This window comes from Streptomyces sp. NPDC044061 (genome assembly GCF_056434305.1).
Genome location: NZ_JBWKFL010000005.1, coordinates 379,372 through 402,330 on the forward strand (window position 1 = coordinate 379,372; position 22,959 = coordinate 402,330).

General features: G+C 72.5%; 23 protein-coding genes. 9 read left to right on the top strand and 14 right to left on the bottom strand.

All coding sequences use genetic code 11. The features are described from left to right. Positions 1–116: 116 nt before the first annotated feature. Positions 117–599, top strand: coding sequence for a VOC family protein (locus AC07CM_RS11080; RefSeq protein WP_478876055.1), 483 nt, complete (start codon positions 117–119; stop codon positions 597–599). 22 nt (positions 600–621) lie between these two features. On the opposite strand, the gene AC07CM_RS11085 is transcribed toward AC07CM_RS11080, so the two are convergent. The 4 genes from AC07CM_RS11085 to AC07CM_RS11100 are packed head-to-tail and all read right to left on the bottom strand — an operon-like array spanning position 622 to position 5,027. Further along, positions 622–1,530: an aminoglycoside phosphotransferase family protein gene (locus AC07CM_RS11085; protein WP_478876056.1), complete on the bottom strand. Its 909-nt coding sequence runs from the start codon at positions 1,528–1,530 to the stop codon at positions 622–624. Positions 1,531–1,583: 53 nt separating this feature from the next. Continuing rightward, entirely contained in the window at positions 1,584–2,462 is an 879-nt protein-coding gene (locus AC07CM_RS11090; protein WP_478876057.1) for a geranyl diphosphate 2-C-methyltransferase, read from the bottom strand. Between the two features lie 53 nt (positions 2,463–2,515). Further along, the gene (locus AC07CM_RS11095) at positions 2,516–3,568 is read right to left on the bottom strand and encodes a family 2 encapsulin nanocompartment cargo protein terpene cyclase (protein WP_478876058.1); all 1,053 of its coding nucleotides are present in this window, start codon (positions 3,566–3,568) and stop codon (positions 2,516–2,518) included. 16 nt (positions 3,569–3,584) lie between these two features. After that, a complete protein-coding gene (locus AC07CM_RS11100) occupies positions 3,585–5,027 on the bottom strand; it encodes a family 2B encapsulin nanocompartment shell protein (protein ID WP_478876059.1) in 1,443 nt (480 codons plus the stop codon). Positions 5,028–5,342: 315 nt separating this feature from the next. Here AC07CM_RS11100 and AC07CM_RS11105 point away from each other — a divergent pair, with 315 nt between their 5' ends. Beyond that, positions 5,343–6,137 (top strand): VOC family protein, encoded by a 795-nt coding sequence (locus tag AC07CM_RS11105; protein WP_478876060.1) that lies wholly within the window; start codon positions 5,343–5,345, stop codon positions 6,135–6,137. A gap of 34 nt (positions 6,138–6,171) precedes the next feature. Continuing rightward, the gene (locus AC07CM_RS11110) at positions 6,172–6,864 is read left to right on the top strand and encodes a ribonuclease H family protein (RefSeq protein ID WP_478876061.1); all 693 of its coding nucleotides are present in this window, start codon (positions 6,172–6,174) and stop codon (positions 6,862–6,864) included. Here the strand turns inward: AC07CM_RS11110 and melC2 are convergent, their stop codons facing one another. Further along, positions 6,865–7,686, bottom strand: coding sequence for a tyrosinase MelC2 (melC2, locus tag AC07CM_RS11115; RefSeq protein WP_478876062.1), 822 nt, complete (start codon positions 7,684–7,686; stop codon positions 6,865–6,867). A gap of 34 nt (positions 7,687–7,720) precedes the next feature. Further along, the gene (gene melC1 / locus AC07CM_RS11120; RefSeq protein WP_478876063.1) at positions 7,721–8,095 is read right to left on the bottom strand and encodes an apotyrosinase chaperone MelC1; all 375 of its coding nucleotides are present in this window, start codon (positions 8,093–8,095) and stop codon (positions 7,721–7,723) included. A 344-nt stretch (positions 8,096–8,439) separates the two neighbouring features. On the opposite strand from melC1, the gene AC07CM_RS11125 reads away from it, so the two are divergent. From AC07CM_RS11125 to AC07CM_RS11150, 6 genes are all read left to right on the top strand, one after another. Next, positions 8,440–9,657, top strand: coding sequence for an FAD-dependent monooxygenase (locus AC07CM_RS11125; protein ID WP_478876064.1), 1,218 nt, complete (start codon positions 8,440–8,442; stop codon positions 9,655–9,657). Positions 9,658–9,929: 272 nt separating this feature from the next. Further along, positions 9,930–10,751 carry a lipase family protein gene (locus tag AC07CM_RS11130; RefSeq protein WP_478876065.1) on the top strand — a complete coding sequence of 274 codons (822 nt, stop codon included), beginning with the start codon at positions 9,930–9,932 and terminating at the stop codon, positions 10,749–10,751. A gap of 97 nt (positions 10,752–10,848) precedes the next feature. Beyond that, on the top strand, positions 10,849–12,342 hold the full coding sequence (locus tag AC07CM_RS11135; protein ID WP_478876066.1) for an MFS transporter: 1,494 nt from the start codon (positions 10,849–10,851) through the stop codon (positions 12,340–12,342). Next, the gene (locus AC07CM_RS11140) at positions 12,339–12,935 is read left to right on the top strand and encodes a TetR/AcrR family transcriptional regulator (protein ID WP_478876067.1); all 597 of its coding nucleotides are present in this window, start codon (positions 12,339–12,341) and stop codon (positions 12,933–12,935) included. The genes AC07CM_RS11135 and AC07CM_RS11140 overlap by 4 nt, the downstream gene beginning before the upstream one ends. A 154-nt stretch (positions 12,936–13,089) precedes the next feature. Further along, on the top strand, positions 13,090–14,073 hold the full coding sequence (locus AC07CM_RS11145; protein ID WP_478876068.1) for an aldo/keto reductase: 984 nt from the start codon (positions 13,090–13,092) through the stop codon (positions 14,071–14,073). Between the two features lie 52 nt (positions 14,074–14,125). Beyond that, on the top strand, positions 14,126–14,638 hold the full coding sequence (locus AC07CM_RS11150) for a DUF6328 family protein (protein WP_478876069.1): 513 nt from the start codon (positions 14,126–14,128) through the stop codon (positions 14,636–14,638). On the opposite strand, the gene AC07CM_RS11155 is transcribed toward AC07CM_RS11150, so the two are convergent. From AC07CM_RS11155 to AC07CM_RS11190, 8 genes are all read right to left on the bottom strand, one after another. After that, positions 14,596–15,270, bottom strand: coding sequence for a DUF2238 domain-containing protein (locus tag AC07CM_RS11155; RefSeq protein WP_478876070.1), 675 nt, complete (start codon positions 15,268–15,270; stop codon positions 14,596–14,598). The genes AC07CM_RS11150 and AC07CM_RS11155 overlap by 43 nt on opposite strands. Before the next feature lie 78 nt (positions 15,271–15,348). Then, positions 15,349–15,774: an SsgA family sporulation/cell division regulator gene (locus AC07CM_RS11160; RefSeq protein WP_478876071.1), complete on the bottom strand. Its 426-nt coding sequence runs from the start codon at positions 15,772–15,774 to the stop codon at positions 15,349–15,351. Between the two features lie 62 nt (positions 15,775–15,836). Beyond that, positions 15,837–16,877 carry a hypothetical protein gene (locus AC07CM_RS11165; RefSeq protein WP_478876072.1) on the bottom strand — a complete coding sequence of 347 codons (1,041 nt, stop codon included), beginning with the start codon at positions 16,875–16,877 and terminating at the stop codon, positions 15,837–15,839. A gap of 106 nt (positions 16,878–16,983) precedes the next feature. Further along, positions 16,984–17,955, bottom strand: a complete 972-nt coding sequence (locus AC07CM_RS11170; RefSeq protein ID WP_478876073.1) for an LLM class F420-dependent oxidoreductase — start codon at positions 17,953–17,955, stop codon at positions 16,984–16,986. Positions 17,956–18,003: 48 nt separating this feature from the next. Then, entirely contained in the window at positions 18,004–19,584 is a 1,581-nt protein-coding gene (locus AC07CM_RS11175) for a serine/threonine protein kinase (RefSeq protein WP_478876074.1), read from the bottom strand. A 197-nt stretch (positions 19,585–19,781) separates the two neighbouring features. Continuing rightward, entirely contained in the window at positions 19,782–20,747 is a 966-nt protein-coding gene (locus AC07CM_RS11180) for a threonine/serine dehydratase (RefSeq protein WP_478876075.1), read from the bottom strand. 82 nt (positions 20,748–20,829) lie between these two features. After that, positions 20,830–21,861, bottom strand: coding sequence for a polyprenyl synthetase family protein (locus AC07CM_RS11185; protein WP_478876076.1), 1,032 nt, complete (start codon positions 21,859–21,861; stop codon positions 20,830–20,832). After that, entirely contained in the window at positions 21,858–22,898 is a 1,041-nt protein-coding gene (locus AC07CM_RS11190; protein ID WP_478876077.1) for a tetratricopeptide repeat protein, read from the bottom strand. Before AC07CM_RS11190 ends, AC07CM_RS11185 begins: the two co-directional genes overlap by 4 nt. Positions 22,899–22,959: the final 61 nt, after the last annotated feature.

Below are 22,959 nucleotides of genomic sequence, written 5' to 3' on the forward strand. Positions count from 1 at the left end.
GATGCTAGTGCGCGGCGGGCCCGTCACCCGGGAAGCCGGTCGGCGGTCCGCCGATGAGTTTCGCGGCGCGCACCGGTCGATACACATGACCGTGTTCCACGCCCCAGGAGGTGCTCATGCAGACCGACGGATTCACCACGTGTCTGTGGTTCGACGGCCAGGCCGAGGAGGCCGCCGAGTTCTACGTGTCCGTCTTCAAGAACTCCAGCATCGGCCGCGTCGGCCGCTACACCGAGGCCGGTCCGGGCCCGGCCGGCTCCGTGGTCGCCGTGGAGTTCACGGCCAACGGCCAGAAGTTCGCCGCGCTCAACGGCGGTCCCCAGTTCAAGTTCAACGAGTCGATCTCCTTCCAGATCTTCTGCTCGGACCAGCAGGAGATCGACCACTACTGGAGCCGGCTCACCGAGAACGGCGGTGAGGGCGGCCCCTGCGGCTGGCTCAAGGACCGGTACGGCGTCTCCTGGCAGGTCGTCTACGACCGGCTGCTCGACCTCATCGGCGACCCGGACCAGGAGAAGGCGGCACGCACCACCCGCGCCATGTTGAGCATGGGCAAGCTCGATGTCGCCGCGCTGGAGAAGGCCTACGCGGGGGAGTGAGCGGAAGGCCGATGGCCGATGCCTACCCGGCCTCGGCGAGGATCTCGGCGATCACATGCCGCGAGTTCTCCGCCAGGGCCGGGTTGGTCCGCCAGTAGTACGGCAGCTGGATCAGCGAGATCGACAGCGCCCAGCCCCGCCCCCGCGCCCACTGGGCGTCGTCGGCCCCCACCGCCCTGCGGAAGGTGTCCCGGGCGGATGCGGGCAGCAGGTTCCAGGCGACGATCAGGTCCACGGCGGGATCGCCCACACCGGCGGTGCCGAAGTCGATCACGGCACTCAGCCGGCCGCCCTCGACCAGCACGTTCCCGGGAGACAGGTCCCCGTGGGCCCACACCGGCGGCCCGGTGTGCTCCGGAGCCCGCAGCGCCTCGTGCCACAGGGCCGTCACCGCCTCGGTGTCCACCCGTGTGCCCAGCTCGGCGAGGGCCGCGCGGGTGGGCTCGTCGCGGCCCTTCAGGGGACCGCCCCGGTAACCGGGCGGCCCGTCCTCCGGGGCGATACGGCGCAGCGCGCGCACGAACGCCCCGAGGTCCCCCGCGAGCCGCTCGGGCTCCTCGACCGCCCCCGCCACCGGGTTGCGGCCGTCCAGCCAGCGGTAGACGGACCACGGCCACGGGAAGCCCTCGCCCGGTTCGCCGATCCCCAGCGGTTCGGGCACGGCGACCGGCAGCAGCGGCCCGAGCCGGCGCAGCCAGCGCTGCTCGTGCGTCACGTCCGGCACGGCGCCGGGGCGCCGCGGCAGCCGCACCACGAGGTCGGTCCCCAGACGGAACATGGCGTTCTCCGTACCGGAGGACGCCAGGCGCCGTACGGGGCGATCGGCCCACTCCGGAAACCGGCGGGCGATCAGGCGATGGACCAGCGGGGCGTCGAGGTCGGCCTCGTCCGCGTGCATCTTCTGCGTCTTCTGGCTCTGGAAGGCACTCATCAGGGCCATCCCAGCGCCTCGACGCCCCCGCTGTCGACGGGATTTCGCCGGGCTCAGACCCGGTCGGCCACGATGAGCAGGTACTGGAAGCTGCCGTTGCGGTACGCGGACAGGAAGGTGTCCTCGATGCCCGTGACCAGGTGGTCCGCCTCCCTGCGCAGTTCCCAGTACGGGACGGTGGCCTCCGTCAGGTCCTCCACGTGCACCGGCACCAGCCGGTTGCGGGCCATCGCCCGGAAGTACGCCGACCGCGGATGGATGTCGCAGATGTAGTGCGCGTTGATCAGCGACACCTCGCGGGAGGCCTGCCCGTAGGTGTCGTTGTAGCAGCCGGTGATGACCACGTACCGCCCTCCGCGGCGCAGCAGCCGGGCGTGCTCGGCGAACAGCAGGTCCAGCTCGACGTACATGGTGGACTCGTTGTTCCACGACGCGGCGTAGGCGCCCGACGGGAAGCCGGTGTCGAGCATGTTGCGGTGGTGGTAGCGCACCTTGCCGTCGATGCCGCGGCCGCGGGCCTGCTCGTTCGCGAAGTCCGCCTGCTTGGCGGAGAGCGTCACCCCGTCGGCGTGGCAGCCGTAGTGCAGGTGGGCCACCACGCTGCCGCCGCCGCGGCCGCAGCCGGCGTCGAAGACCCGGTCGGCGGGGGAGAGCGGCCCGAGGTGGGAGGCGAGCAGTTCTGCCTGGGCGTGCTCCAGGCGGTGCAGTTCGGTGGTGATCCGCTCCCGCCGCAGCCCGGCGTCGGGCTCGTCGAGCACCGAGCGGTCGGCGGCTCCGATGCCGTAGTGGTGGTGGTACAGATCGTCGATCTTGCCGAGTTCGAGGTTGACCGGGTTCTCCTCTGCGTTCCAGTAGTCCGCGACGCGGCTCTGGTACGTGGACTGGGCCGGCACCGGGGCGGGTGCGGTCCGGGCGACGGGGACGGTCGTCAACGCTGACTCCTCGTTGTGCATGTGACGGTGTTTCGTTCCGCGGGTGCGGACGGTTACCAGTAGTCGGGCAGGTGGTAGCGGTGGGTGTTGGTGGCGTGCCACTCGTGGTTGCCGGACACCCAGGCGGCGAGCCCCTGGGCGTAGCGCTCCACGAGGGGCGAGGCGGCGGACAGGAGGGCCGACTCCTCCTCGAAGGCCGCCATGATCCGGTTGTGGATCTCGACGGACCTCAGATAGGCGGCCTTCAGCCCGCACCGCTCGTTGGCGGCGACGACCTGCGGCAGGTTGAGGTGGTCCGGGTCGCTCGCCAGCTCCTTGGTGAAGGAGTACAGGTCGTTGACGATGGTGGTCGCGTTGCACGCCAGGGCGGTGATCCGCTGGATCTCCGGGCGGGCGTAGACCTGTTCGGGCAGCTCGTAGCCGTCCACCGCGTCCACGATCGACAGACAGGGGCGGAAGTTGTTGAACTGCCGCATCACCAGGTACTCCCAGACCCGGGGCACGTACCGGGTCTCGGCCCAGGCGGCCTCCGCCAGATAGCCGAGGTGGAGCCGGGCGATGTCGTGCACGAACCGGTCGGTCTGGCTGGGCGTAGCGAAGGCGGCGTAGTCGGTGAGGGCGAAGTGGTACGAGCGCAGCGGACCGTCGGCCCGTACACCCTCGCGCCACTCCTCCTCGAGCTCCGGGATGCCGTGGTAGGGGTCGAGCGCGGACTGGGCCATGATCAGCCGGCCGCCGAGGCCGCGGCGTGCTCCGCCCCGGCCCTCGTCCTCCTCGCAGTAGCAGGAGTCGACCACGTTCTCGGCGAGCAGCAGCTTGCCGGCGACCGTCAGACGCTCCAGGTCGAGGGCGCCCGGATGCTGCAGCACGACGGCCCGGCCGAACTGGAAGCCGGAGAAGTCCCCCTTCCAGGCCTCGGGGAACAGGTCCAGGCCGCGGGCCCAGGTCTCCAGGCGGCGGTCGACCTCGGCGGCCTTCACCGGGTCGGCGGGAGCGGCCGGCTGGTGGTGCAGACCGGGGATCGCCCCGGTGCGCCGGTTCCCGCGCAGGCTTCGGGCGATGTTCGGCGGCCCGGGCAGCGTGTAGGAGGGGGTCGGTGCGCTCATGGCGTGCTCCAGGCCGTCAGTCGGCGTTCCGGCCGAGCTGGACGTTCTCCAGGATTCCCGCCGCGTCGGGGACCAGGATGGCCAGCGAGTAGTAGGCCGTGACGAGGTAGTTGATGATCGCGGCAGTGTCGATGCCCATGAAGCGGACGTTCAGGCCCGGCTGGTACTCCTCCGGGATGCCGGTCTGGTAGAGGCCGATGACGCCCTGGTCGGCCTCGCCGGTGCGCAGCGCGATGATGCTGCTCGTGTGGTCCTCGGTGATCGGGATCTTGCTGCAGGGGAAGATCGGCACCCCCCGCCAGGCGGGCACCTCGTGGCCGTCGACGCTCGCGGTGCCGGGCACCAGGCCGCGCCGGTTGCACTGCCTGAAGAAGGCCGCGATCGCCTTCGGGTGGGCGAGGAACACCTTGGTTTTGCGCCGCATCGACAGCAGCTCGTCCATGTCGTCCGGCGTCGGCGGCCCCGTGTAGGTGCTGATCCGCTGGCCGTAGTCGACGTTGTGCAGCAGCCCGAACTCCCGGTTGTTGACCAGCTCCCACTCCTGCCGCTCGCGGATCTCCTCGACGGTGAGCCGGAGTTGCTGGGCGGTCTGGTCCATCGGGTCGTTGTAGAGATCGGCGACCCGGGTGTGCACCCGCAGCACGGTCTGCGTGAGCGACAACTCGTACTCGCGCGGGGCGAGTTCGTAGTCGACGAAGCCTCCGCGCAGCGTCGGTTCACCCACATGGCCGGCCTGGACCGGGACCTCCGCCTCGCCCTTGCGGTTCATCGGCAGGTGCTGCCGCTCGACATAGCCCCGGAGATGGGCGGCGAGGGACGGTACCCGCTCGGTGAACTCCTCCACGACGGCCCAGGGCAGCGCCAGCACCACCCCGGCGGTCTCGGCCCGCACCGAGGTCAGCCACAACGGATCGGACTGGCCGACCGCCTCGTCGCCCATCTGGTCGCCGTCGGTGACGACGCCGATGATCTCCTCGTCGCCGTACTTTCCGCTGGTGTACCGGGTGAACCGGCCGTGGACGACGAGGTAGGCCTCGGTGACCGGCTGCCCGGCCTCGAACAGCACCTGCCCGGCCCGCACCTCCCGGGGCTGGAAGCGGGCGGCGATCTCCCGCAGCACGTCCGCGTCGGGGTAGCCGCGCAGGATCGGCAGCTCGGTCAGAGTCTGCGGGACGACCCGGATGTCGTCGGCGCCGTTCTGCTCGAAGTGCACGCGCCCGCGACCGGTGCGCAGTTGCAGACGCCGGTTGACCCGGTAGGCGCCGCCCTTGACGTCCACCCACGGCAGGGTCTTCAGCAGCCATCGCGAGGTGATGGCCTGCATCTGCGGTTCGGACTTCGTGGTGGTGGTGAGCCGACGGGCCGCCTGGGTGCTCAGGCTGGTGAGCTGCCCGTCGGCCGGGGTCACGGGATCGGGTTCGTCGACTGCGGAACCGGTGGCGATGTCCGGAGTGGACACATTCCCTCCTGCGGAGAGGCGGACAGGGGTGATGCGGATCGGTCGGTGGTGCGCGGGGTGCCGGTGCGCAGGGACAAGCCAAACAGCGCGCGTGATGTCCGGGTACAGCGCGAAAGGGGCGGTTTTGATCAAGGCGTGGTGCAAACCCGCCGTTGAGAGCGTTCTGCGACGGTTGTGATGATCGCGCGCCGGTCCGTCGCCCCCGCGCCCCCGGCGGCCCGGGGTTTCGTCCCGGACGCTTCGGCGCGCGGGCCGACCGCAGGGTGGCTAGCGTGAGGTACGGGGACGAACCAGCCGACCGGGAGGGCACCGACCATGGCCGTGCAACCTGAAGGAACACCCTGTTGGGCCGATGCGATGTTCAGTGACCTCGAGGGCGCCAAGAGCTTCTACGGCGACGTCCTCGGCTGGACCTTCGGCGAGTCGTCGTCGGAGTACGGCAACTACACCCAGGCCTACGCGGACGGCAAGGCGGTGGCCGCCGTCGTACCGCCCATGCCCGGCCAGGAGGGGCAGTCGCAGTGGTGCCTGTACTTCGCCTCGCCGGACGCGGCCGCGACCGCGGCGCGGATCCGGGACAACGGCGGCGAGGTGCTGATGGAGCCGATGCAGGTCGGCGAGTTCGGCACCATGTGCCTGGCCCGGGAGCCCGGCGGCGCCGTGTTCGGCGTGTGGCAGGGAGGTGTCCACGAGGGCTTCGAGGCGGTCGCGGTGCCCGGCGCCTACAACTGGGCCGAGGTCTTCACGCGCGATCCCGAGAGGTCGGACGCGTTCCTCACCGCCGTCTTCCCCTACGTGGCTAAGCAGCTCGAGGACGACGGGGTCGACTTCCGGGTCTTCAACATCGGTGACGACACGGTCCTCGGCCGGATGCGGATGACCGACGAGTTCCCGCCCGAGATCCCGTCGTACATCAATGTGTACTTCGGCGTCGACGACTGCGACGAGGCCGTGGCCCGGGCCACCAAGCTCGGCGGCGTGCTGCGTTTCGGCCCCATGAGCAGCCCCTTCGGCCGGTTCGCCGCACTCACCGATCCACAGGGCGCGAACTTCTCGGTGATCGACACCACGACGACCGAGGGCGACAGGCCGAGCTTCCTGGACGTCTGACCGGGGCCGGGCCGGCGGCGCGCACGGCCATGGCATGATCGTGCCCATGCGTGAACGTGTGGTGGCCGCGTGCGACGGGGCTTCGAAGGGAAACCCCGGACCGGCCGGATGGGCATGGGTGGTCTCGGACGACGAGCGGACCCCCGCCCGCTGGGAATCGGGCCCGCTCGGCCGGGCCACCAACAACGTCGCCGAACTCACCGCCCTGGAGCGGCTGCTGGCCGCGGTCGAGCCGGACGTGCCGCTGGAGATCCGCATGGACTCCCAGTACGCGATGAAGGCGGTCACCACCTGGCTGCCCGGCTGGAAGCGCAACGGCTGGAAGACGGCCGCGGGCAAGCCGGTCGCCAACCAGGACCTGGTGGTCCGCATCGACGCGCTGCTCGACGGCCGGTCCGTCGAGTTCCGCTACGTCCCCGCCCACCAGGTCGACGGCGACCCGCTGAACGACTTCGCCGACCGCGCGGCCAGCCAGGCGGCCTCCGTGCAGGAGGCGGCCGGCAGTGCGCTCGGCTCCCCGGTGCCCCCGCCGTCGCCGGACGCCCCGGTCGCCAAGGCACCCCGCAAGAAGGCGCCCCGCCGCACCGGCGGCGGAGCGTCCTCGCGCACGATCAAGGCGAAGTTCCCCGGCCGCTGCCTGTGCGGCCGTTCGTACGCGGCCGGCGAGTCCATCGCCAAGAACGCGCAGGGCTGGGGTCACCCGGAGTGCCGGGCGGCCGAGGGCTGATCAGGAGTCGAACGTGTAGTGCTTCGTGTGGTCCAGCAGCTCCACGGGGCGCACGTCGTTCCACGGCTTCATCGTGTCGTTCAGGTCCACCACGTCCGGGGTGCCGCCCGTGGGCAGGTAACCGGCGCCCGGGTGCCGGCTCTGCCACTCGGCCCAGAGCTTGTCGACGTAGGCGTGGTGCAGCCAGAACACCGGGTCGTTGGGGGAGACCCCGGTGGCCATCTGGCCGCCCACCCAGACATGGACACGGTTGTGCAGGTTGACCCCGCGCCACCCCTCCAGGTTGTTGCGGAAGCCGTCCGAGGCGCTGTTGTACGGCGGCATGTCGTACGTCTCCATCGCCAGCACCGACTCCACCTCGGCCCGCGTCGGCAGTTCCCGCACGGACGTACCGAGCGAGCGGCGCAGGAAGGTGCGGCCGTCCACCCGTACGTTGATCGGCCAGTTGCCGGTGGACGCGGCGAACGGGCCGTCCGTCACCCGGCCGTCCGAGCTGCGCCCTGTGCCGCCGAGGAAGTCCGGCGCCCACAGCGAGGCGCGCACCGTGCGGTCGGTGCTCCAGTCCCAGTAGGGCAGCGCCACCGAGGAGTCCACCGACTGCAGTGCCGCCTCGAAATCGAGCAGGAATCTGCGGTGCCAGGGCAGGAAGGACGGGGAGCGGTGGCCGGTCCGCTCACCGGAGTCGGTGTCGGACATGATGAACTCGTTGTGCGTGCGGACGAAGTCGTCGTAGCGTCCGTTGCGCTTGAGCTCTATGAAGGCGTCGGTGAGCCGCTTCTTCTCGGTGGCGGTCAGGGCGGCCTGGTTCTTGCGTACGGTCATGTGCGGGATGCTCCGGAAGTCCTTGCGGCGGCGGTCAGTTGGCGGGGAACGGCAGTAGCGGGGCGCCCTGCAGCTCGTCCACCGCGGCACGGGCGGCGGCACGCGGCGTGGGCACCGGGTCGTAGTGGCTGACGACGCTGATCCAGCTGCCGTCGGCGTTCCGCATGACGTGCAGCTCCACCCGGTCGACGAACACGGAGTAGCCGCCGCCGTGTTCGTGGTGGTGACCGCCCCCGCTCGACGGCCGGCCCTGTATCCGGCGGCCCTTGTAGACCTCGTCGAAGGACTCCGGTGAGCCGTGGTGGTGCTCGGTGGCCGAGGCGCCGGGTGCGACGAGGGTGGCGGTTCCGGCCGCGGCGGCGAGGGCGGCCGCCGCGGTGAGTGCGCGGCGCCGGGTGAGTTCGGGCATACGGGTGCTCCTGCAGAGGTGTTCGAGTGGTGACTCCGCATGCCTACCGGGCCGCCGGAGGCGGGAGGAAATCGCCCCGAACCGGTTGGCTGTGATCCGGACAATTGGCCACATGTCATGCAGGATTGAACAAAGATGATCTTGCTGTCCCGAGGGCGCATCCGCCGCGGAACGGGAAATTCCTTGCCGCCGGGCCCGGGGTTCCGGCGATCCTTCTCGTTCGGGGCCCGCCCGAGTGGCGCGGGTCACCACGCCAGACTGGCGCGATCCGGAAGCGAGGCCACACCCCTCCGCTCCTGCTACCCTGCGGTGCCGTTCGAGCACGTTGAGTAATCGTCAGGGGTGTGCACGTGAAGGTCGTCTGCGTCGGGGGTGGGCCCGCCGGCCTGTACCTCGCCATCCTGCTCAAGCGACAGAACCCGTCCCACGACATCGCCGTCCACGAACGCGATCCCGAGGGCTCGACCTACGGCTGGGGCGTGACGTACTGGCGCGGGCTGCTCGACCGGCTCCACGCCCACGACCCGGAGTCCGCGCGGGCGATCGAGGACGCCTCGGTGCGCTGGAACCAGGGCGTGGCCCACGTGCGCGGCCAGGTGGCCCGGCAGCCGGGCGACGAGGGGCACGGGATCGGCCGTCACCGCCTCCTCGGGATCCTCGCCGACCGCGCCCGGTCCCTCGGGGTGCGGCTGGAGTTCGACAGCGAGGTGACGGCGGCCGACCCGCCGGGCGCGGACCTGGTCGTGGCGGCCGACGGCATCCACAGCGCCCTGCGCACCCGGCACTCCGGCCACTTCGGCACCCGGATCGAGGAGGGCCGCAACCACTACCTCTGGCTCGGCACCAGCAAGGTCTTCGACGCCTTCACCTTCGCCTTCGTCGAGACGGAGCACGGCTGGATCTGGGCCTACGGCTACGGCTACAGCGGCGAGCACAGCACCTGCGTCGTCGAGTGCTCCCCGGAGACCCTGACCGGCCTCGGCCTGGACCGCGCGGACGAGGGCGAGGGGCTCGCGCTGCTGGAGAAGCTCTTCGCCCGGGTGCTCGACGGCCATCCCCTCGTGGGCCGCTCCGCGGCCGGCGGCAGCGCGCCCTGGCCGAGGTTCCGCACGGTCACCAACCGCACCTGGCACCGCGGCAACCTCGTCCTGCTCGGCGACGCCGCCCACACCACCCACTACTCCATCGGCGCGGGCACCACCCTCGCCCTGGAGGACGCCATGTGCCTGGCCGCCGCCCTGCGCGAGCACACCGTCCTGCCCGAGGCCCTGTCCGCCTACGAGCGGCAGCGCAGGTCCGACCTGCTCTCCGCGCAGAGCGCGGCCCGCCACAGCGCCCAGTGGTACGAGAGCCTGCCCCGCTACATCCAGCTGCCGCCGCACCGCATGTTCGCCCTGCTCGGCCAGCGTCACTCGCCGCTGCTGCCGTACGTCCCGCCCCAGCTCTACTACGGCCTCGACAAGGCGGCAGGTCAACTGGAGGTCCTGCGCAGGCTCAAGCGCCGGCTCGGCCCCCGGGTGGCCCGCGCCCTGCAGTCCCGGTCGGCGGGCCACCGGAACTAGGGCCTCTCTTTCGGATCTTGCCGGGGGCGCGGGGACCGGCACGCGCATCCGCCGCGTCGTCGTCACTCGCCGGCTCCCCCACGCTCGGCTTCGCTCGCGCGCGGGCACCCCCATCCCGTCGACTCCCTCCTCCGCCTTGCAACTGCACGCACCAGACCCCGCTCGGGCCGGACAGCAGGCGCCGCCGCTCCGAGCCGGCCAGATCCTGAAGAAGGACCCCAGGGCGGCGGCCGTCACCCCCTTCTCCTTCCCCCACCCAAGGAGTCCGCGTCATGGCCGTACCCCTCGACTTCGACCACGCGTCGACCGGCTACAGCCTGGGGCGCGCCTACTGGCTGGCCCGCGCGGCCGACCTCGCCTACCGGGACCGCGCCGTCATCGAGGAGCGGGCCGCCCGGTGGGGCTTCGACCGGGTGAGGCACCACCACACCCGTTTCGCGCCGCCGTTTCCGCTGCGGGACACCCAGGCGTACACCATGGCCGGCGACCGGATGATCGTCACGGCGTTCCGCGGCACCGAGCCCGCCCGGCTCAAGGACTGGCTCTCCGACGCCACCACCCCGCCCCGGCCGGGGCCCGGTGGCAACGGCTACGTCCACCACGGGTTCGCCGAGGCCCTGGAATCGGTCTACCCGGCCGTCCACGACACTCTCCGGGAACTGGGCACCGACGGACGGACCGTCTACTTCACCGGACACAGCCTGGGCGGAGCGCTCGCGATGCTGGCCGGGGCGCGGCTCTACCTGGAGGAGCCGCACCTGGCCGCGGACGGCGTCTACACCTTCGGCCAGCCCCGCACCTGCGACCGGCTGCTCGCCGAGGCTTTCAACCAGGGCTTCGGCGGCCGCATGTACCGCTTCGTGAACAACAACGACATCGTCCCCCAACTCCCGCCGGAGCCCGGCTACACACACGTCAGGGCGCTGCGTTACGTCGACTCGCACGGCAGGCTGCACGAGGCGATGCCGATGCTCTCGGTGCTCGGCGACCGGGCCAGGGGGATGAACTCCGACCCCTTCGCCCCCGCCTCCGACGGCGCCCGTGACCACTTCATGCACAACTACCTGACCGCCCTCGAGAAGAACCTCACCTGACAGGCCCGGGCCGGTCCCTGGCTGCCTTGGTGAATGGCCATTCACTCGATAGGGTGAATTGTTATTCACCTCGAATTCCGCAGTCGCAGGAGCGCCGATGGACCAGCCAGTCCCGATACCCCAGCCGCCCGGCACCGCCACCCCGGCGGCCCCGCTGCGGGACCGCCTCACCATCCCGGTGCTGGCGTCGGGCGGCATCCTCATGGCGGTCATGCAGACCGTGGTCGTGCCCCTCCTGCCGGACCTGCCCCGGCTCACCGGTGCCTCGGCGGCCGCGGTCTCCTGGACGGTCACGGCGACCCTGCTCTCCGGAGCGGTGCTCACCCCGGTGCTCGGCCGGGCCGGCGACATGTACGGCAAGCGCCGGGTCCTCACGGCGGCCCTCGCGCTGATGACCGTCGGCTCGGTGCTGTGCGCCCTCACCTCCGACATCGGCGTGCTCATCGCGGCCCGGGCGCTGCAGGGTGCCGCCGCCTCCGTCGTCCCGCTGTCGATCAGCATCCTGCGCGACGAACTCCCGCCGGAACGGCGGGGCTCGGCGGTGGCGCTGATGAGCTCCACGGTCGGCATCGGCGCCGCCCTCGGCCTGCCGCTCGCCGCGCTGGTCATCCAGTACGCCGACTGGCACACCATGTTCTGGCTGACCAGCGCGCTCGGCGCCCTCGGCGTGGCGGCCACCTGGTGGGCCGTGAAGGAGTCGCCCGTACGCGAACCGGGCCGCTTCGACGTCCTCGGCGCACTCGGTCTCGCCGGGGGGCTGACGTGTCTGCTGCTGGGCGTCTCGCAGGGCGGCACCTGGGGCTGGGGCAGCCCGCGGATCCTCGGACTGTTCCTCGCGGCCGCCGCGATCGTGGCCCTGTGGTGGTGGCAGCAGCTGCGCACCGAGCGGCCGCTCGTCGACCTGCGCCTGGTCACGCGGCCGCGGGTGGGGCTGTCCCATGTGGCGGCCCTGCTCACGGGGTTCGCCTTCTACGCCAACTCGCTCGTGACCGCCCAGCTGGTGCAGGCGCCGAAGGCCACCGGCTACGGCCTCGGGCTGTCGATCGTCGCCACCGGCCTGTGCCTGCTGCCCGGCGGCGTCACCATGCTGCTCTTCTCGCCCCTGTCGGCACGGATCTCGGCGGCGCGCGGCCCGCGCATCACCCTCGCCCTCGGCGCCGCCGTCATCGCCTGCGGCTACGCGGTGCGCATCGCCGACAGCCGCGACCTGTGGATGATCATCCTGGGCGCCACCGTGGTGGCGACCGGCACCACCCTCGCCTACTCCGCGCTGCCCACCCTGATCCTGCGCGCCGTCCCGGCCGGCCAGACCGCCTCGGCCAACGGCGTCAACGTCCTGATGCGCACCATCGGCCAGGCCACCTCCAGCGCCGCCGTCGCCGCCGTCCTCGTGCACCACAGCAGCCTCGTCGGTCGCCTCGCGGTGCCCACCCTGTACGGCTATCTGCTGGCGTTCGCGATGGCGGGCGCGGTGGCCCTGGCCGCCTGCGTCGCGGCCCTGACCATCCCGGGCGACGGGCCGTCCGGCGGCACCCGGCGCGCCCGCGGAGCCACCCGGGGCGCGCGCGACGAGGCCATGGAGGAAGCATGAGTGCCGTGAGCACACGCCCCGGCCCCGCACCCGCCGCCCCCGCCCGCCGTGACGCCGAGGCCACCAGGGCGGTCATCCTGAAGGCGGCACGGTACCTGCTGGCCCGGCACGCGCACGCCGACATCACCCTCCGGGCGGTCGCCGAACGGGCCGGTGTCAGTCCGCCGTTGATCCTCAAGTACTTCGGCAACAAGGACGCCCTGTTCGCGCGCGTGATGTCCTTCGACACCGACGCGGACGACCTGCTCGACGCGCCCCTGGAGCAGCTGGGCCGCCACATGGTCCGCCATGTGCTGGCCAGCCAGCGCGAGCGCGGTGCCGACCCGCTCCTGCGCATCGCCTTCGCCCCCCTGCACGGGGACCACGGTGACGTCCTGCGCGCCAACTTCCGCGCCCAGGTGACCGAACGCCTCGCCGGCCGGCTCCCCGGACCCGACGCGGGCCTGCGCGCCGAACTCGCCGTCGCGCAGCTCCTCGGCCTCGGCGTGATGTACGGCATCGCGCGCGGCCCGCATCTGCGCGTGACCGACATCGACACCATCGCCGACCACTACGGCCCCGTCGTCCAGGCACAGTTGACGCCCGGCGCCTGACGCGACGACCGGTCACGGGCGCCCGCCGGGGCGCCGCTTCACCTGCACCGGCCCTCCGGCGGCCCTCCCCGGCCGTGCGGGCGGGAAACGCGCGGACCGTCCTTCCGGAGCGGCCTGTTCCGCGGGATGCGGGGCCGGATGACACACTGACGCCATGGACGAACGCGCAATCGGCAGGTCGGGGCAGTGGGCATCGGTCGTCGGACTCGGCACGTGGCAGCTGGGCGCCGACTGGGGCGACGTGGACGACAAGCAGGCCCTGTCCGTCCTGGAGGCTGCGGCCGAGTCGGGAGTCACCTTCTTCGACACGGCCGACGTGTACGGCGACGGGCGCAGCGAGTCGGCCATCGCCACCTTCCTGAGCAGCCGGCCCGACCTGCACGTGCTGGTGGCCACCAAGATGGGCCGCCGGGTCGAGCAGATCCCCGAGAACTACGTCCTGGACAACTTCCGCGCCTGGAACGACCGGTCCCGCCGCAACCTCGGCGTCGACCGCCTCGACCTGGTGCAGCTGCACTGCCCGCCGACGCCGGTGTACTCCTCCGACGAGGTGTTCGACGCCCTCGACACCCTGGTCGAGGAGGACCGCGTCGCCGCGTACGGGGTGAGCGTGGAGACCTGTGCCGAGGCACTCACCGCGATCGCCCGGCCGAACGTGGCGAGCGTGCAGATCATCCTCAACCCGTTCCGCATGAAGCCCCTGTACGAGGTGCTCCCGGCGGCCCGGGAGGCGGGCGTCGGCATCATCGCGCGCGTCCCGCTCGCCTCCGGCCTGCTGTCGGGCAAGTACACCAGGGACACGGTCTTCGCCGCCGACGACCACCGCACCTACAACCGGCACGGCGAGGCCTTCGACCAGGGCGAGACCTTCTCCGGCGTCGACTACGCGACCGGCGTCGAGGCCGCCGCCGAGTTCGCGGCGCTCGCCCCGGAAGGCTGCACTCCGGCCCAACTGGCCCTGCGCTGGATCATCGAGCAGCCAGGCGTGACCACGGTCATCCCCGGCGCCCGCAACCCGGAGCAGGCCCGCGCCAACGCCGCCGCCGCCAAGCTGCCGCCGCTGCCCGAGGAGACGTCCACCGCGATCCGCGCCCTGTACGACCGCCGCGTCAAGGACCAGGTCGAGCACCGCTGGTAGCGAACCGCGGACCCTCCGTTTGAACGAACGTCCATGCGGTTACACGCACCGCATGACGCAGGAGGGACGGCGCAGAGGGCGCAACGAGACCGAGGAGGAGCGGGCCGACCGGATGTGGGGCGAACTCATCCAAGAGGTCCGGGTGGCCCAGACGGGCGTGCAGATCCTCTTCGGATTCCTGCTGACCGTCGTCTTCCAGCCGAAGTACGCCACGCTGCCCCACACCGACCAGGTCATCTACATCGTGACCGTCGTGCTCGGTGCCTGCGCGACCGGTGCCCTCATCGGGCCGGTCTCCCTGCACCGGCTGGTGTCCGGCCGCCGGGTCAAGCCGCAGGCGGTGCGGCTCGCCTCCCGGCTGACCTTCGCCGGGCTGGTCCTGCTGCTCGCCACCATGACCTCGTCCCTGGTGCTGATCCTCCGGGTGGCCACGCACGGCGGCTATGTCACATGGGTGGTCGCGGGTGTCGTCGCCTGGTACCTGGCGTGCTGGTACGGGCTCCCGCTGTGGGCCCGGGTCCGCTACACCAGCCGGTCGGACGACGAGTCCGCCGTACGGCGCTGAAGCTCCCGCAGCTGCCGGTCGTGCACCTTGCTGAGCAGCAGCAGCGACACCACCGACCCGATCAGGGCGCAGAACATGTCCCACTGCGTGTCCCAGACGTCGCCCTGGGTGGCGAGGAAGGCGTCCGCGCTGTGCCCGCCGACCACGGCGGCCGCCCACTCCAGCAGTTCGAAGCAGGCGCTGAAGGCGAGGCAGGCGCACACGGTGAGCGGGGCGAGCCAGCGGCTGCCGCGCAGCGGTGAGGTACGGCTGAGCAGTTCGCGTACGAGGACGGCCGGCACGAAGCCCTGCATGAGGTGGCCGAACCGGTCGTAGGGATTGCGGGACAGGCCGAAGGCGTCCCGCACCCAGTCGCCCGCCGGCACCTGCGCGTACGTGTAGTGGCCGCCCACCGCGAGGACCAGCGCGTGCACGGCCAGCAGCCCGCACAGCAGCCCGGTCAGCGGGAAGCGCCGCCAGGCCAGCACCACCAGGGGCAGCCCGACCAGTGCCCAGACCGTCTCCAGGAACCAGGTGGTGCGGTCGCGTGCGCCCCACGCCGACACGGCGAGGCCCACGGCCACCACACCGGCGAACAGGGCGGGCGGCACGCGGCGCGGCGCGGAACGTGCGGCGGGGTGCACTGCGGTCATGGCGGGGCTCCTTGCCCTGGGCGTCGAAGGAAGCCCATCGTGGCGCCGGCCGGCGGGCACGGGCATGAGTACCGCTACTCAGCCCGCGCTGAGGATCTCCGCCAGCAGCTCGTCGACCGGGACCTCCTCCCGCCCGGGCGCCACCACCTCGTTGGTCTCGCGCAGGAACGCGGCGATCGCCGGCGCCCAGGCGAACACCACCGCGTGGTGCCGGCCGCCGTCCGGCCGGAAGTCGCCGAGGAACTCCATGCGCAGCTCCCGCCACCTCCCGGTGGACAGCGGACGCATCCGCACGTCACCGAGGCCGACCTCCTTGGTCAGGCCGTCGGCGAGCATCTCCCGGTCCAGCGTCCACCGGGCCAGCACCCGGCCGTCGTGGCCGAACACGACGGTGACGGCGAACGGGTCATCGGCGTCGTAGCTCAGGTGCGCGAGCACGGGACACCGGTCGGTGCCCTCCGCCTGGAGCTGCACCACCAGGGTCTTGTGCACGAAGGGATTCATGCGAGGGCCTCCGGGAACAATCGGCGTAGGGCCCTCTAGTACCCCCGTCTCGCACAAGATGCTCACCCAAGTGACTGATTCGTGTGTGCTCCCCGCAGCGCGGCCAGACAGGTGCCGATGGCCTGCTGGAGTTCTTCCAGGCGCTGGACCATGTCGTCCTCGTAGAAGTCCTGCGCGTCGTCGAAGGTCAGTTCATCGAAGGCCCTGGTCGCCTTCTGCAGGCTGCTGTAGAACTTCGTCCGGCGCTCCTGGACGCGCAGGCCGGGGTCGGCCTCGACGGTCTCGACGACGAGGGACTTCATGGTGTCGTAGGCCTCGGTGGCCCACTCGCCGGTGTCCTCGTCGTCCTCCAGTTCGTCGATGAGCGACAGATGACGCTCGGCCTCCTGGCGCAGCGGGGCCGGCGCCTCCACGGTCTGCCCGGCCGGGGTCCTGATCTGCCCGGACTCGGCGATCTGCCGGACGTAGCCGATCCGGTCGGCCGCGCGGCTCTCGCTGGCGACGGCCTTCTTCAGGTCGTCGGTGCGTACGACGTCCCGGGCCAGCTCGGCCTGCAGGTCCGGGTCCTCCTTCAGCCGGTCCAGCAGGGCGGAGCGAGCGGCGCGGGCGGTGGACGGGTCGGCCAGGATCGCGGCGCGCAGTGCGGTGGGGTTCTCGGCGACCTCCAGGGCCTTGGTCGGCCGGATGCCCTCGGCCTCGGCCGCCTGGGCGATGGCGGTGCCACGCTCGGAGGCGGCGCTGTTGCGGGAGACGTAGTAGCTCAGCCAGACGTCGGCGTCCGGCAGTTCGACGTCCTCGCCGGGCCGGAGTACCTCGAACTGCTGGACGAGACCGTCGTCGGCCGCACGGCCCCAGGCCCGGTAGTAGCGCATGACCCGCTCGGGCGAGCAGCCCGCCAACTCCGCGAACTCCTTCGCGGAGACCTTCGGGGTCCCGTCGGCGGCCTGCCCGCCCGGCCGCACGCTGCGGGCCACCATGAGCGCGAACGCCCAGCCCCCGGTGCGCGCGTAGACGCCGAACTCGCGCGCGTCCCGCGCCACGAGGTCGGACAGGGGCGCGGCGACCGGGGTGGACGTCTCGGACGGGTCGACGGCAAGGGTCACGGATGGCTCTCCTGGAGGCACGGCGGTCTCGGGCACTCGGCGCGAGTGCAGACAGGAAGCCTATATGGGCCCATTGGCCATGCTTTGGCGGCCCCGGCCGTCCGCGTCAGCCGAGCGCCTCCCGCAGTGCGGGCAGCAGGGTCTTCGCAGACCAGTCCAGGTACTCCGGCTGCGAGTCGCCGCCGATCTGGACGAGGGCGATCTCCTCGAACCCGGCCTCGGCGTAGGGCCGTACGGCCTCCACGAAGGCGTCCGGGTCGTCGCCGCAGGGGATCGAGGAGGCGACGTCGTCCGTGGTCACGAACCGGGTCGCGGACTCGAAGGAGTCCGGGTGCGGCAGCTCGGCGTTGACCTTCCAGCCGAGGCCGAACCAGCGGAACTGGGCGTGGGCGCGCTTGACCGCGGTGTCCCGGTCGGGGTCGTAGCACACCGGCAGCTGGCCCACCCGGCCCTTGCCGGTGCCGCCGTGCCGGTCGAAGGCGTCCAGCAGCCCCTTCTCCGGCTCGGTGGCGATGACCAGGTCGGCGAGGTGCCCGGCGAGTCTGCAGGACCGCTCGCCGGAGACCGCGATGCCGATCGGCGGCGGCTGGTCGGGCAGGTCCCACAGGCGGGCCGACTCCACGTCGTAGTGCGGGCCGTGGTGCGTGAGGTGACCGCCCTCGAACAGCGCGCGGATGATCTCCACCGCCTCCTCGAGCATCTCGTGGCGTACGTCCACCGGAGGCCAGCCGCCGCCCACCACGTGCTCGTTGAGGTTCTCGCCCGCGCCCAGCCCGAGCCGGAACCTGCCCTCGGACAGCAACTGCATGGTCGCCGCCTTCTGCGCCACCACCGCCGGGTGGTACCGGATCAGGGGACAGGTCACGTACGTCATCAGCGGGATCCGCGAGGTGGCCTGCGCGGCGGCGCCGAGCACGCTCCAGGCATAGGGGGAGTGGCCCTGCGAACGCAGCCACGGAAAGTAGTGGTCGGAGGTCACGGAGAAGTCGAAGCCCGCCTCCTCGGCCCGCACCAAGTGGTCCACCAGGTCACGGGGACCGGCCTGCTCGGTCATCATCGTGTATCCGATTTGCACCATGAGAGGCGAGTCCCCGGGCTGCGGGACCGAAAACGGCCGGGACGCGGGTCAGTCGCCGGGCGCGCGGAACGTCCGCAGGAAGGTCCGCAGGGCCAGCCGGTTGGCCTGGTCGCCCCAGGTCCCGGCCGGTGTGGTGAAGCGCAGGGAGAAGCCGTCCCCGCCGTCCAGCAGGAATCCGCGCCCGAAGGTGTGCACCCGGGCGTCCCCGGACCCGGACAGCCACTCCAGGTCGGCGGCCCTGTGCCCCTGGTAGGTGGTGGCCTCGACGGTGCCGACCCGGTGGTAGCCGGGGAGCCGCGCCAGCTGGGGCTCGACCTCGTCGCGCCACACGGCGACCGGGTCCGGGCCCACGCGCTCGCTGTGGGTGACGGCGAGGGCCGGGGAGCCGCCGTCCGTGCCGAACGTGACGCGGTAGGCGACCCCGGACACGCGTGTGGTGGTCAGTCGCTTCCAGCCGTCCGGCAGGGCCACGGAGAAGCCCTCGGGGGCGGTGTACCGGCGATAGCCGCCCGGCAGGGCGTCGGTGCCGCCGCTGCTGCCCGCGCCGGGGCTGCCGCTCGGCCGCGGGGTGTTGTTCTCGGTGCGGCCGGCCGGCGGGGCGGCCGTGGCGCCGGGCCGCGCGGCCGGCTTCGCCGTGGCGGCGCCGGGCAGGTGGTGGGTGGCGGCCAGCACCGCGGCCGCGACCGTGACGACGGCCAGCGCGGTTCCGATCGCCATCATCCGCCGGCCGCGCGCCTGGCCCGCGTGCCGTACGGCCGCGTACGCGTTGCGCAGCCGGGGCGCGGGGGCGAGCTGCCGGTCCGCGTCGGCGTCCTCGTCCACGGCCCGGAGCAGGGCCTCGCGGACCACCGGCCGGCCCAGCCGCTCCCGGGAGTTCTTGCGCAGCAGCCCCTGGACGGCCTGGGTGAGCGGGCCGGTGCGCAGCGGGGTGCGCAGCGGCAGCCGGTCCACGGCCTTCAAGGTGGCCTCGGGCCGGCCGCGGTCGCGGAACGGCGGGCGGCCCTCCACCGTCGTGTAGAGGATCGCGCCGAGCGCCCACAGGTCCGCGGCCGGTCCGACGCGCTCGTCGCGGGCCTGTTCCGGAGAGGCGTACGACGGTGCCGTCAGCCTCGGGGCCAGGGTCGTGCCCGCCAGTCCGAACCCGGCGACCACGACCGGGCCGGACTCCCTGACGAAGACCTGGCCGGGGCTCAGCTCGCCGTGGGTGATGCCCTCGTCGTGCGCGGCCCGCAGCACATCGAGCATCTCGAGGCCGAGCAGTGCCGCCCGCACCGGGTTGAACGGTCCGTCGCGGTCGAGGAGTTCTCCGAGGGGGATGCCGTCGATCCACTCCGTGACCGTCCACAGGGTGCCCGACTCCACGACGGCGTCGACGACGGTCGCGACCTGGCCGGGGCACAGCAGCCGCATGATCTCTGAGGTGCGGACGACCCGGGCCTTGGCCCGGCGCAGGGTGTCCGCGTCGCAGGTCTCGGGGAGGGCGACCTGGGCCACCAGGCGGGGCTGGTTCGCCGGCACGTCCTCGGCGTACCACCACAGCCGGTTCGTCTCGCGCGCGAAGACCTCGAGGAGCCGGTACCGGCCGGCGATCAACTCGTGTGCGGAGACGTGCGCCTCGACCATGGTCATCCCTCGCTGAAACCCCTGACTCGTCCTTTCCCAGTGGTACGCGGGGCGCGCGGGGGTGCGTTCAAAGAATCCTCAACTCCAGCCCCCTTCTTGCCTTTTATTCAAAACTTCGAAAGGGCTTGCGGTTTGGGGAATCGTCCCAAGGTCGGGCTTCGACCTGCGGGTAACCGACGGTAATGGCCCGGCCGTGGATGCGTTCAGAGCAGCCCGAACCGGTCCGCCCATCCGAACAACTCCGCCGGTGCCGTGTTGCCGCCGCACACCACGAGCCCCAGCCGGGCGCCGTCGCCGACCCGCGCCACGACCTGCCGGGCCGCCGGCAGCAGACAGCCGGCGGCCGGCTCCGCCCACACCTTGGCCCGGTCGGCGAGGTCCAGGGAGCCCTGCACGGCCTCCCGGTCCGGCACCACCAGGACCTCCTCGACCAGCGCGGACACATGGTCGTACGTCAGCCGGGACACGGACGGCGCGCTCAGCGTGGTGACCAGCGAGGAGACCGGCACCGGCAGCGGACCACCCGCCTTCAGCGCGGCGCCCATGGCCTCGGCGCCCTCCGTCTCCACACCCCACACCCGCACGTCCGGGCGCCGGGCGCGCAGCGCGGCCGCCACCCCGGCGATCAGCCCCCCGCCGCCGACGCTGACGATCACGTCCGTCAGCTCGCCCTCCGCCACGTCCTCGGCGAGCTCCAGCCCCACCGTGCCCTGCCCGGCGATCACGACCGGATCGTCGAACGGGTGGACCAGGGTCAGTCCCTCGTCCCGCAGCCGGAGCACCAGCTCGAAGGCGCTGTCCATGCCGTCGGTCAGCCGCACCGACGCCCCGGCCTCCGCGGCCAGCTCGATGGAGCGCGCCGGCGCGGTGCGCGGCATCACCACCGTCGCCTTCACGTCGAGGGCCGCCGCCATCACCGCGAGGGCGATCCCGTGATTGCCGCCGCTGACCGCGACCACACCGGCCGCCCGCTCGGCCTCGCTCAGCGACAGCAGCTTGGCCGTCGCCCCACGTGCCTTGAACGAGCCCGTGCGCTGGAGGAGTTCGAGCTTGGCGGTGACCGGGACACCGATCAGCGCCGTGAGGCCGGGGCTCGCTACGGTCGGCGTCCGTACCACGTGTCCGGCGATCCGTCGGGCGGCGGCTTCGATGTCCGAGATGCCGATCAAGGTGGTTCACCTTCCCGGCGCGGGGCTGGGGACCGCGCCGCTCGCACCCTGACCCGCGGTGCCGTCCGGGGTCAACACGGTTTCACAGGTGGCGGCCCGCCAGCAGGTCGAGCAGGCGGAACAGCTCGTCGACGGGGCCCGCCGCCAGCGACGGCTCCTCGAGCAGGGCGCGTGCGGCGGCGGTGTGCGCGCGGGCCTCGGCCAGCGTCGCCGTACGGCCGCCCGCCTCCTCGATCAGCGCGGCCGCCTCCTCGACGCGCCCGGGGGAGTCCAGGAGTGCGGGCAGGTGACGGGCCCGGGAGGAGCCGAGCGCGGCCAGGACCGGGAAGGTCTTCTTGCGCTCCCGGAGATCGCCGCCCACCGGCTTGCCGGTGACGGCCGGGTCGCCCCAGAGTCCGAGCACGTCGTCGATGAGCTGGAAGGCGATGCCCAGATGGCGTCCGGCGCGGTCCAGCGTGGCCACGACCGGCGCGGGAGCCCCGCCGAGCGCCGCCCCGAGTGCCGCGGCGCAGCCCAGCAGGGCGCCCGTCTTGTGTTCCGCCATCGCCCGGTACTCCTCGGGCGTCACCCGTTCCGGCCCGGCGAAGGGCCGCGCCGCGAACAGCAGGTCGTCGGCCTGCCCGCGCACCAGGTCGGCCAGCGCCACGGACAGCAGCCGTACGGCACCGGGGCCGCCCGGTGCCGCGGCGAGGGACTCCACGGCCAGCGCGAAGAGGGCGTCCCCGGCGAGTACCGCGGGACCCGTGCCGTACGCCTTCCACACGGCGGGCCGGCGGCGCCGGGTCGCGTCGCCGTCCATGATGTCGTCGTGGAGCAGTGAGAAGGCGTGCACCAGCTCCACCGCGACAGCCGCCGGGACCCCGGCCCGCGCGTCGGCTCCGGCCGCCCGGGCGCCCAGCACCGCCAGCGCCTGCCGTACGCCCTTGCCGCCGGGCGCGGCGGCGGGCGCGCCGCCGACCTCGCACCAGCCGAAGGAGTACGCGGCCATCTCGGCCACCCACGGATGCAGCCGGCCCACCGCCTCCGTCAGCGCGGGACGCACCAACTCCCGGCAGCGGTCCAGGACTTCCGTGGCCGAGGGCGGTGTCCGGACCGCCGGGGGGAGCGCGGTCACCGGGCGACCTCCGCGACCAGGCCGAACTCCTCCTGGGCCCGGGCCACCATCGCCCGGGCGTGCCGGAGCCCGATCCGCTCCAGCACTCCCGCCAGGTCGGCGAGTTCGGCCGCCGTCTCGGCGCGGTCGCGGCCGAGCCGGGCCAGCGACTTGGCGAGGCCGAGGCGGGCCAGTGCCTCGCCGCGCGGCTCGCTCATCGCGCGGAACTCCTCCAGGGCCAGCAGGTACAGGTCCCGGGCCTCGGTGTACCGTCCGGCGCGGTAGAGCACGTTGCCGCGCATCTTGTGGTTGTAGGCGAGCGCGCTGGACAGGTTCATCGCCCGGCAGCCGGCCTCGGCCCGCGCCAGCAGCTCCAGCGCCCGCTCGGTGTTCCCGTCGCGGACCGAGAGGACGTCGGCGAGTCCGCGCAGCGCCCAGGCGTGCCCGCGCCGGTCCTCGGCCCGCTCGGCTATCTCCGCCGCCTCCTCGAAGAGCGCGTACGCCTTGTCGTACTCCCCGGTGTTGCGGTGGATCTGCGCGATGCCCTCCAGCGCCCACACCGTGTGCCGGGCCTCACCGCGCCTGCGGGCCTCGGCCAGCAGCTGCTCGTGCAGGCGGCCGACCGCCGCGTAGTCGCCCTGGATGCGGCCGGTCTCCGCGAGGCCGGCCAGGGAGTAGCCGCGGACAACGACGTCGCCGCCCTTCTCGCCGAGTTCGGCCGCGAGCCCGAGCAGCCGCCAGGCCAGCGGGAACGCCCCGCGCTGCCGGGCGAGGGTGCCACCGCTCCACAGAGCCCACGCCATCGCGGCCGTGTCCCCGGCCTCGCGGGCGGCCCGGTAACTCGCCTTCCAGGCACGGTCGGCGTCGCGCACCTGACCGAGCCGCCGGTGCGCCTCGGCAACGGCGAGCCCGCAGCGGGCCGCCTCGTCGGGGCGGCCCGACCGCTCGGCCTCGCGCAGCCGCTCGGTGCCCTCGGCCAGCACGTCGACCAGCGAGGAGTTCACGGACAGGGTGGTCAGGGCGCCCTGGTACTCCGGGGCGAAAGCCTTGCCGTACATGCCTGCCTTTCTATACACCATGTGTATACATGGCGTGTATAGCACGCCGAAAACGTGCCCC

Coding starts and splice junctions, on each gene's coding strand:
- AC07CM_RS11110 (WP_478876061.1), top strand. CDS start 6,172: ATGATCGTGCCCATGCGTGAACGTGTGGTGGCCGCGTGCGACGGGGCT.
- AC07CM_RS11150 (WP_478876069.1), top strand. CDS start 14,126: ATGACGCAGGAGGGACGGCGCAGAGGGCGCAACGAGACCGAGGAGGAG.
- AC07CM_RS11135 (WP_478876066.1), top strand. CDS start 10,849: ATGGACCAGCCAGTCCCGATACCCCAGCCGCCCGGCACCGCCACCCCG.
- AC07CM_RS11130 (WP_478876065.1), top strand. CDS start 9,930: ATGGCCGTACCCCTCGACTTCGACCACGCGTCGACCGGCTACAGCCTG.
- AC07CM_RS11170 (WP_478876073.1), bottom strand. CDS start 17,955: ATGGTGCAAATCGGATACACGATGATGACCGAGCAGGCCGGTCCCCGT.
- AC07CM_RS11190 (WP_478876077.1), bottom strand. CDS start 22,898: ATGTACGGCAAGGCTTTCGCCCCGGAGTACCAGGGCGCCCTGACCACC.
- melC1 (WP_478876063.1), bottom strand. CDS start 8,095: ATGCCCGAACTCACCCGGCGCCGCGCACTCACCGCGGCGGCCGCCCTC.
- AC07CM_RS11175 (WP_478876074.1), bottom strand. CDS start 19,584: ATGACCATGGTCGAGGCGCACGTCTCCGCACACGAGTTGATCGCCGGC.
- AC07CM_RS11155 (WP_478876070.1), bottom strand. CDS start 15,270: ATGACCGCAGTGCACCCCGCCGCACGTTCCGCGCCGCGCCGCGTGCCG.
- AC07CM_RS11160 (WP_478876071.1), bottom strand. CDS start 15,774: ATGAATCCCTTCGTGCACAAGACCCTGGTGGTGCAGCTCCAGGCGGAG.
- AC07CM_RS11080 (WP_478876055.1), top strand. CDS start 117: ATGCAGACCGACGGATTCACCACGTGTCTGTGGTTCGACGGCCAGGCC.
- AC07CM_RS11085 (WP_478876056.1), bottom strand. CDS start 1,530: ATGAGTGCCTTCCAGAGCCAGAAGACGCAGAAGATGCACGCGGACGAG.
- AC07CM_RS11145 (WP_478876068.1), top strand. CDS start 13,090: ATGGACGAACGCGCAATCGGCAGGTCGGGGCAGTGGGCATCGGTCGTC.
- AC07CM_RS11140 (WP_478876067.1), top strand. CDS start 12,339: ATGAGTGCCGTGAGCACACGCCCCGGCCCCGCACCCGCCGCCCCCGCC.
- AC07CM_RS11095 (WP_478876058.1), bottom strand. CDS start 3,568: ATGAGCGCACCGACCCCCTCCTACACGCTGCCCGGGCCGCCGAACATC.
- melC2 (WP_478876062.1), bottom strand. CDS start 7,686: ATGACCGTACGCAAGAACCAGGCCGCCCTGACCGCCACCGAGAAGAAG.
- AC07CM_RS11105 (WP_478876060.1), top strand. CDS start 5,343: ATGGCCGTGCAACCTGAAGGAACACCCTGTTGGGCCGATGCGATGTTC.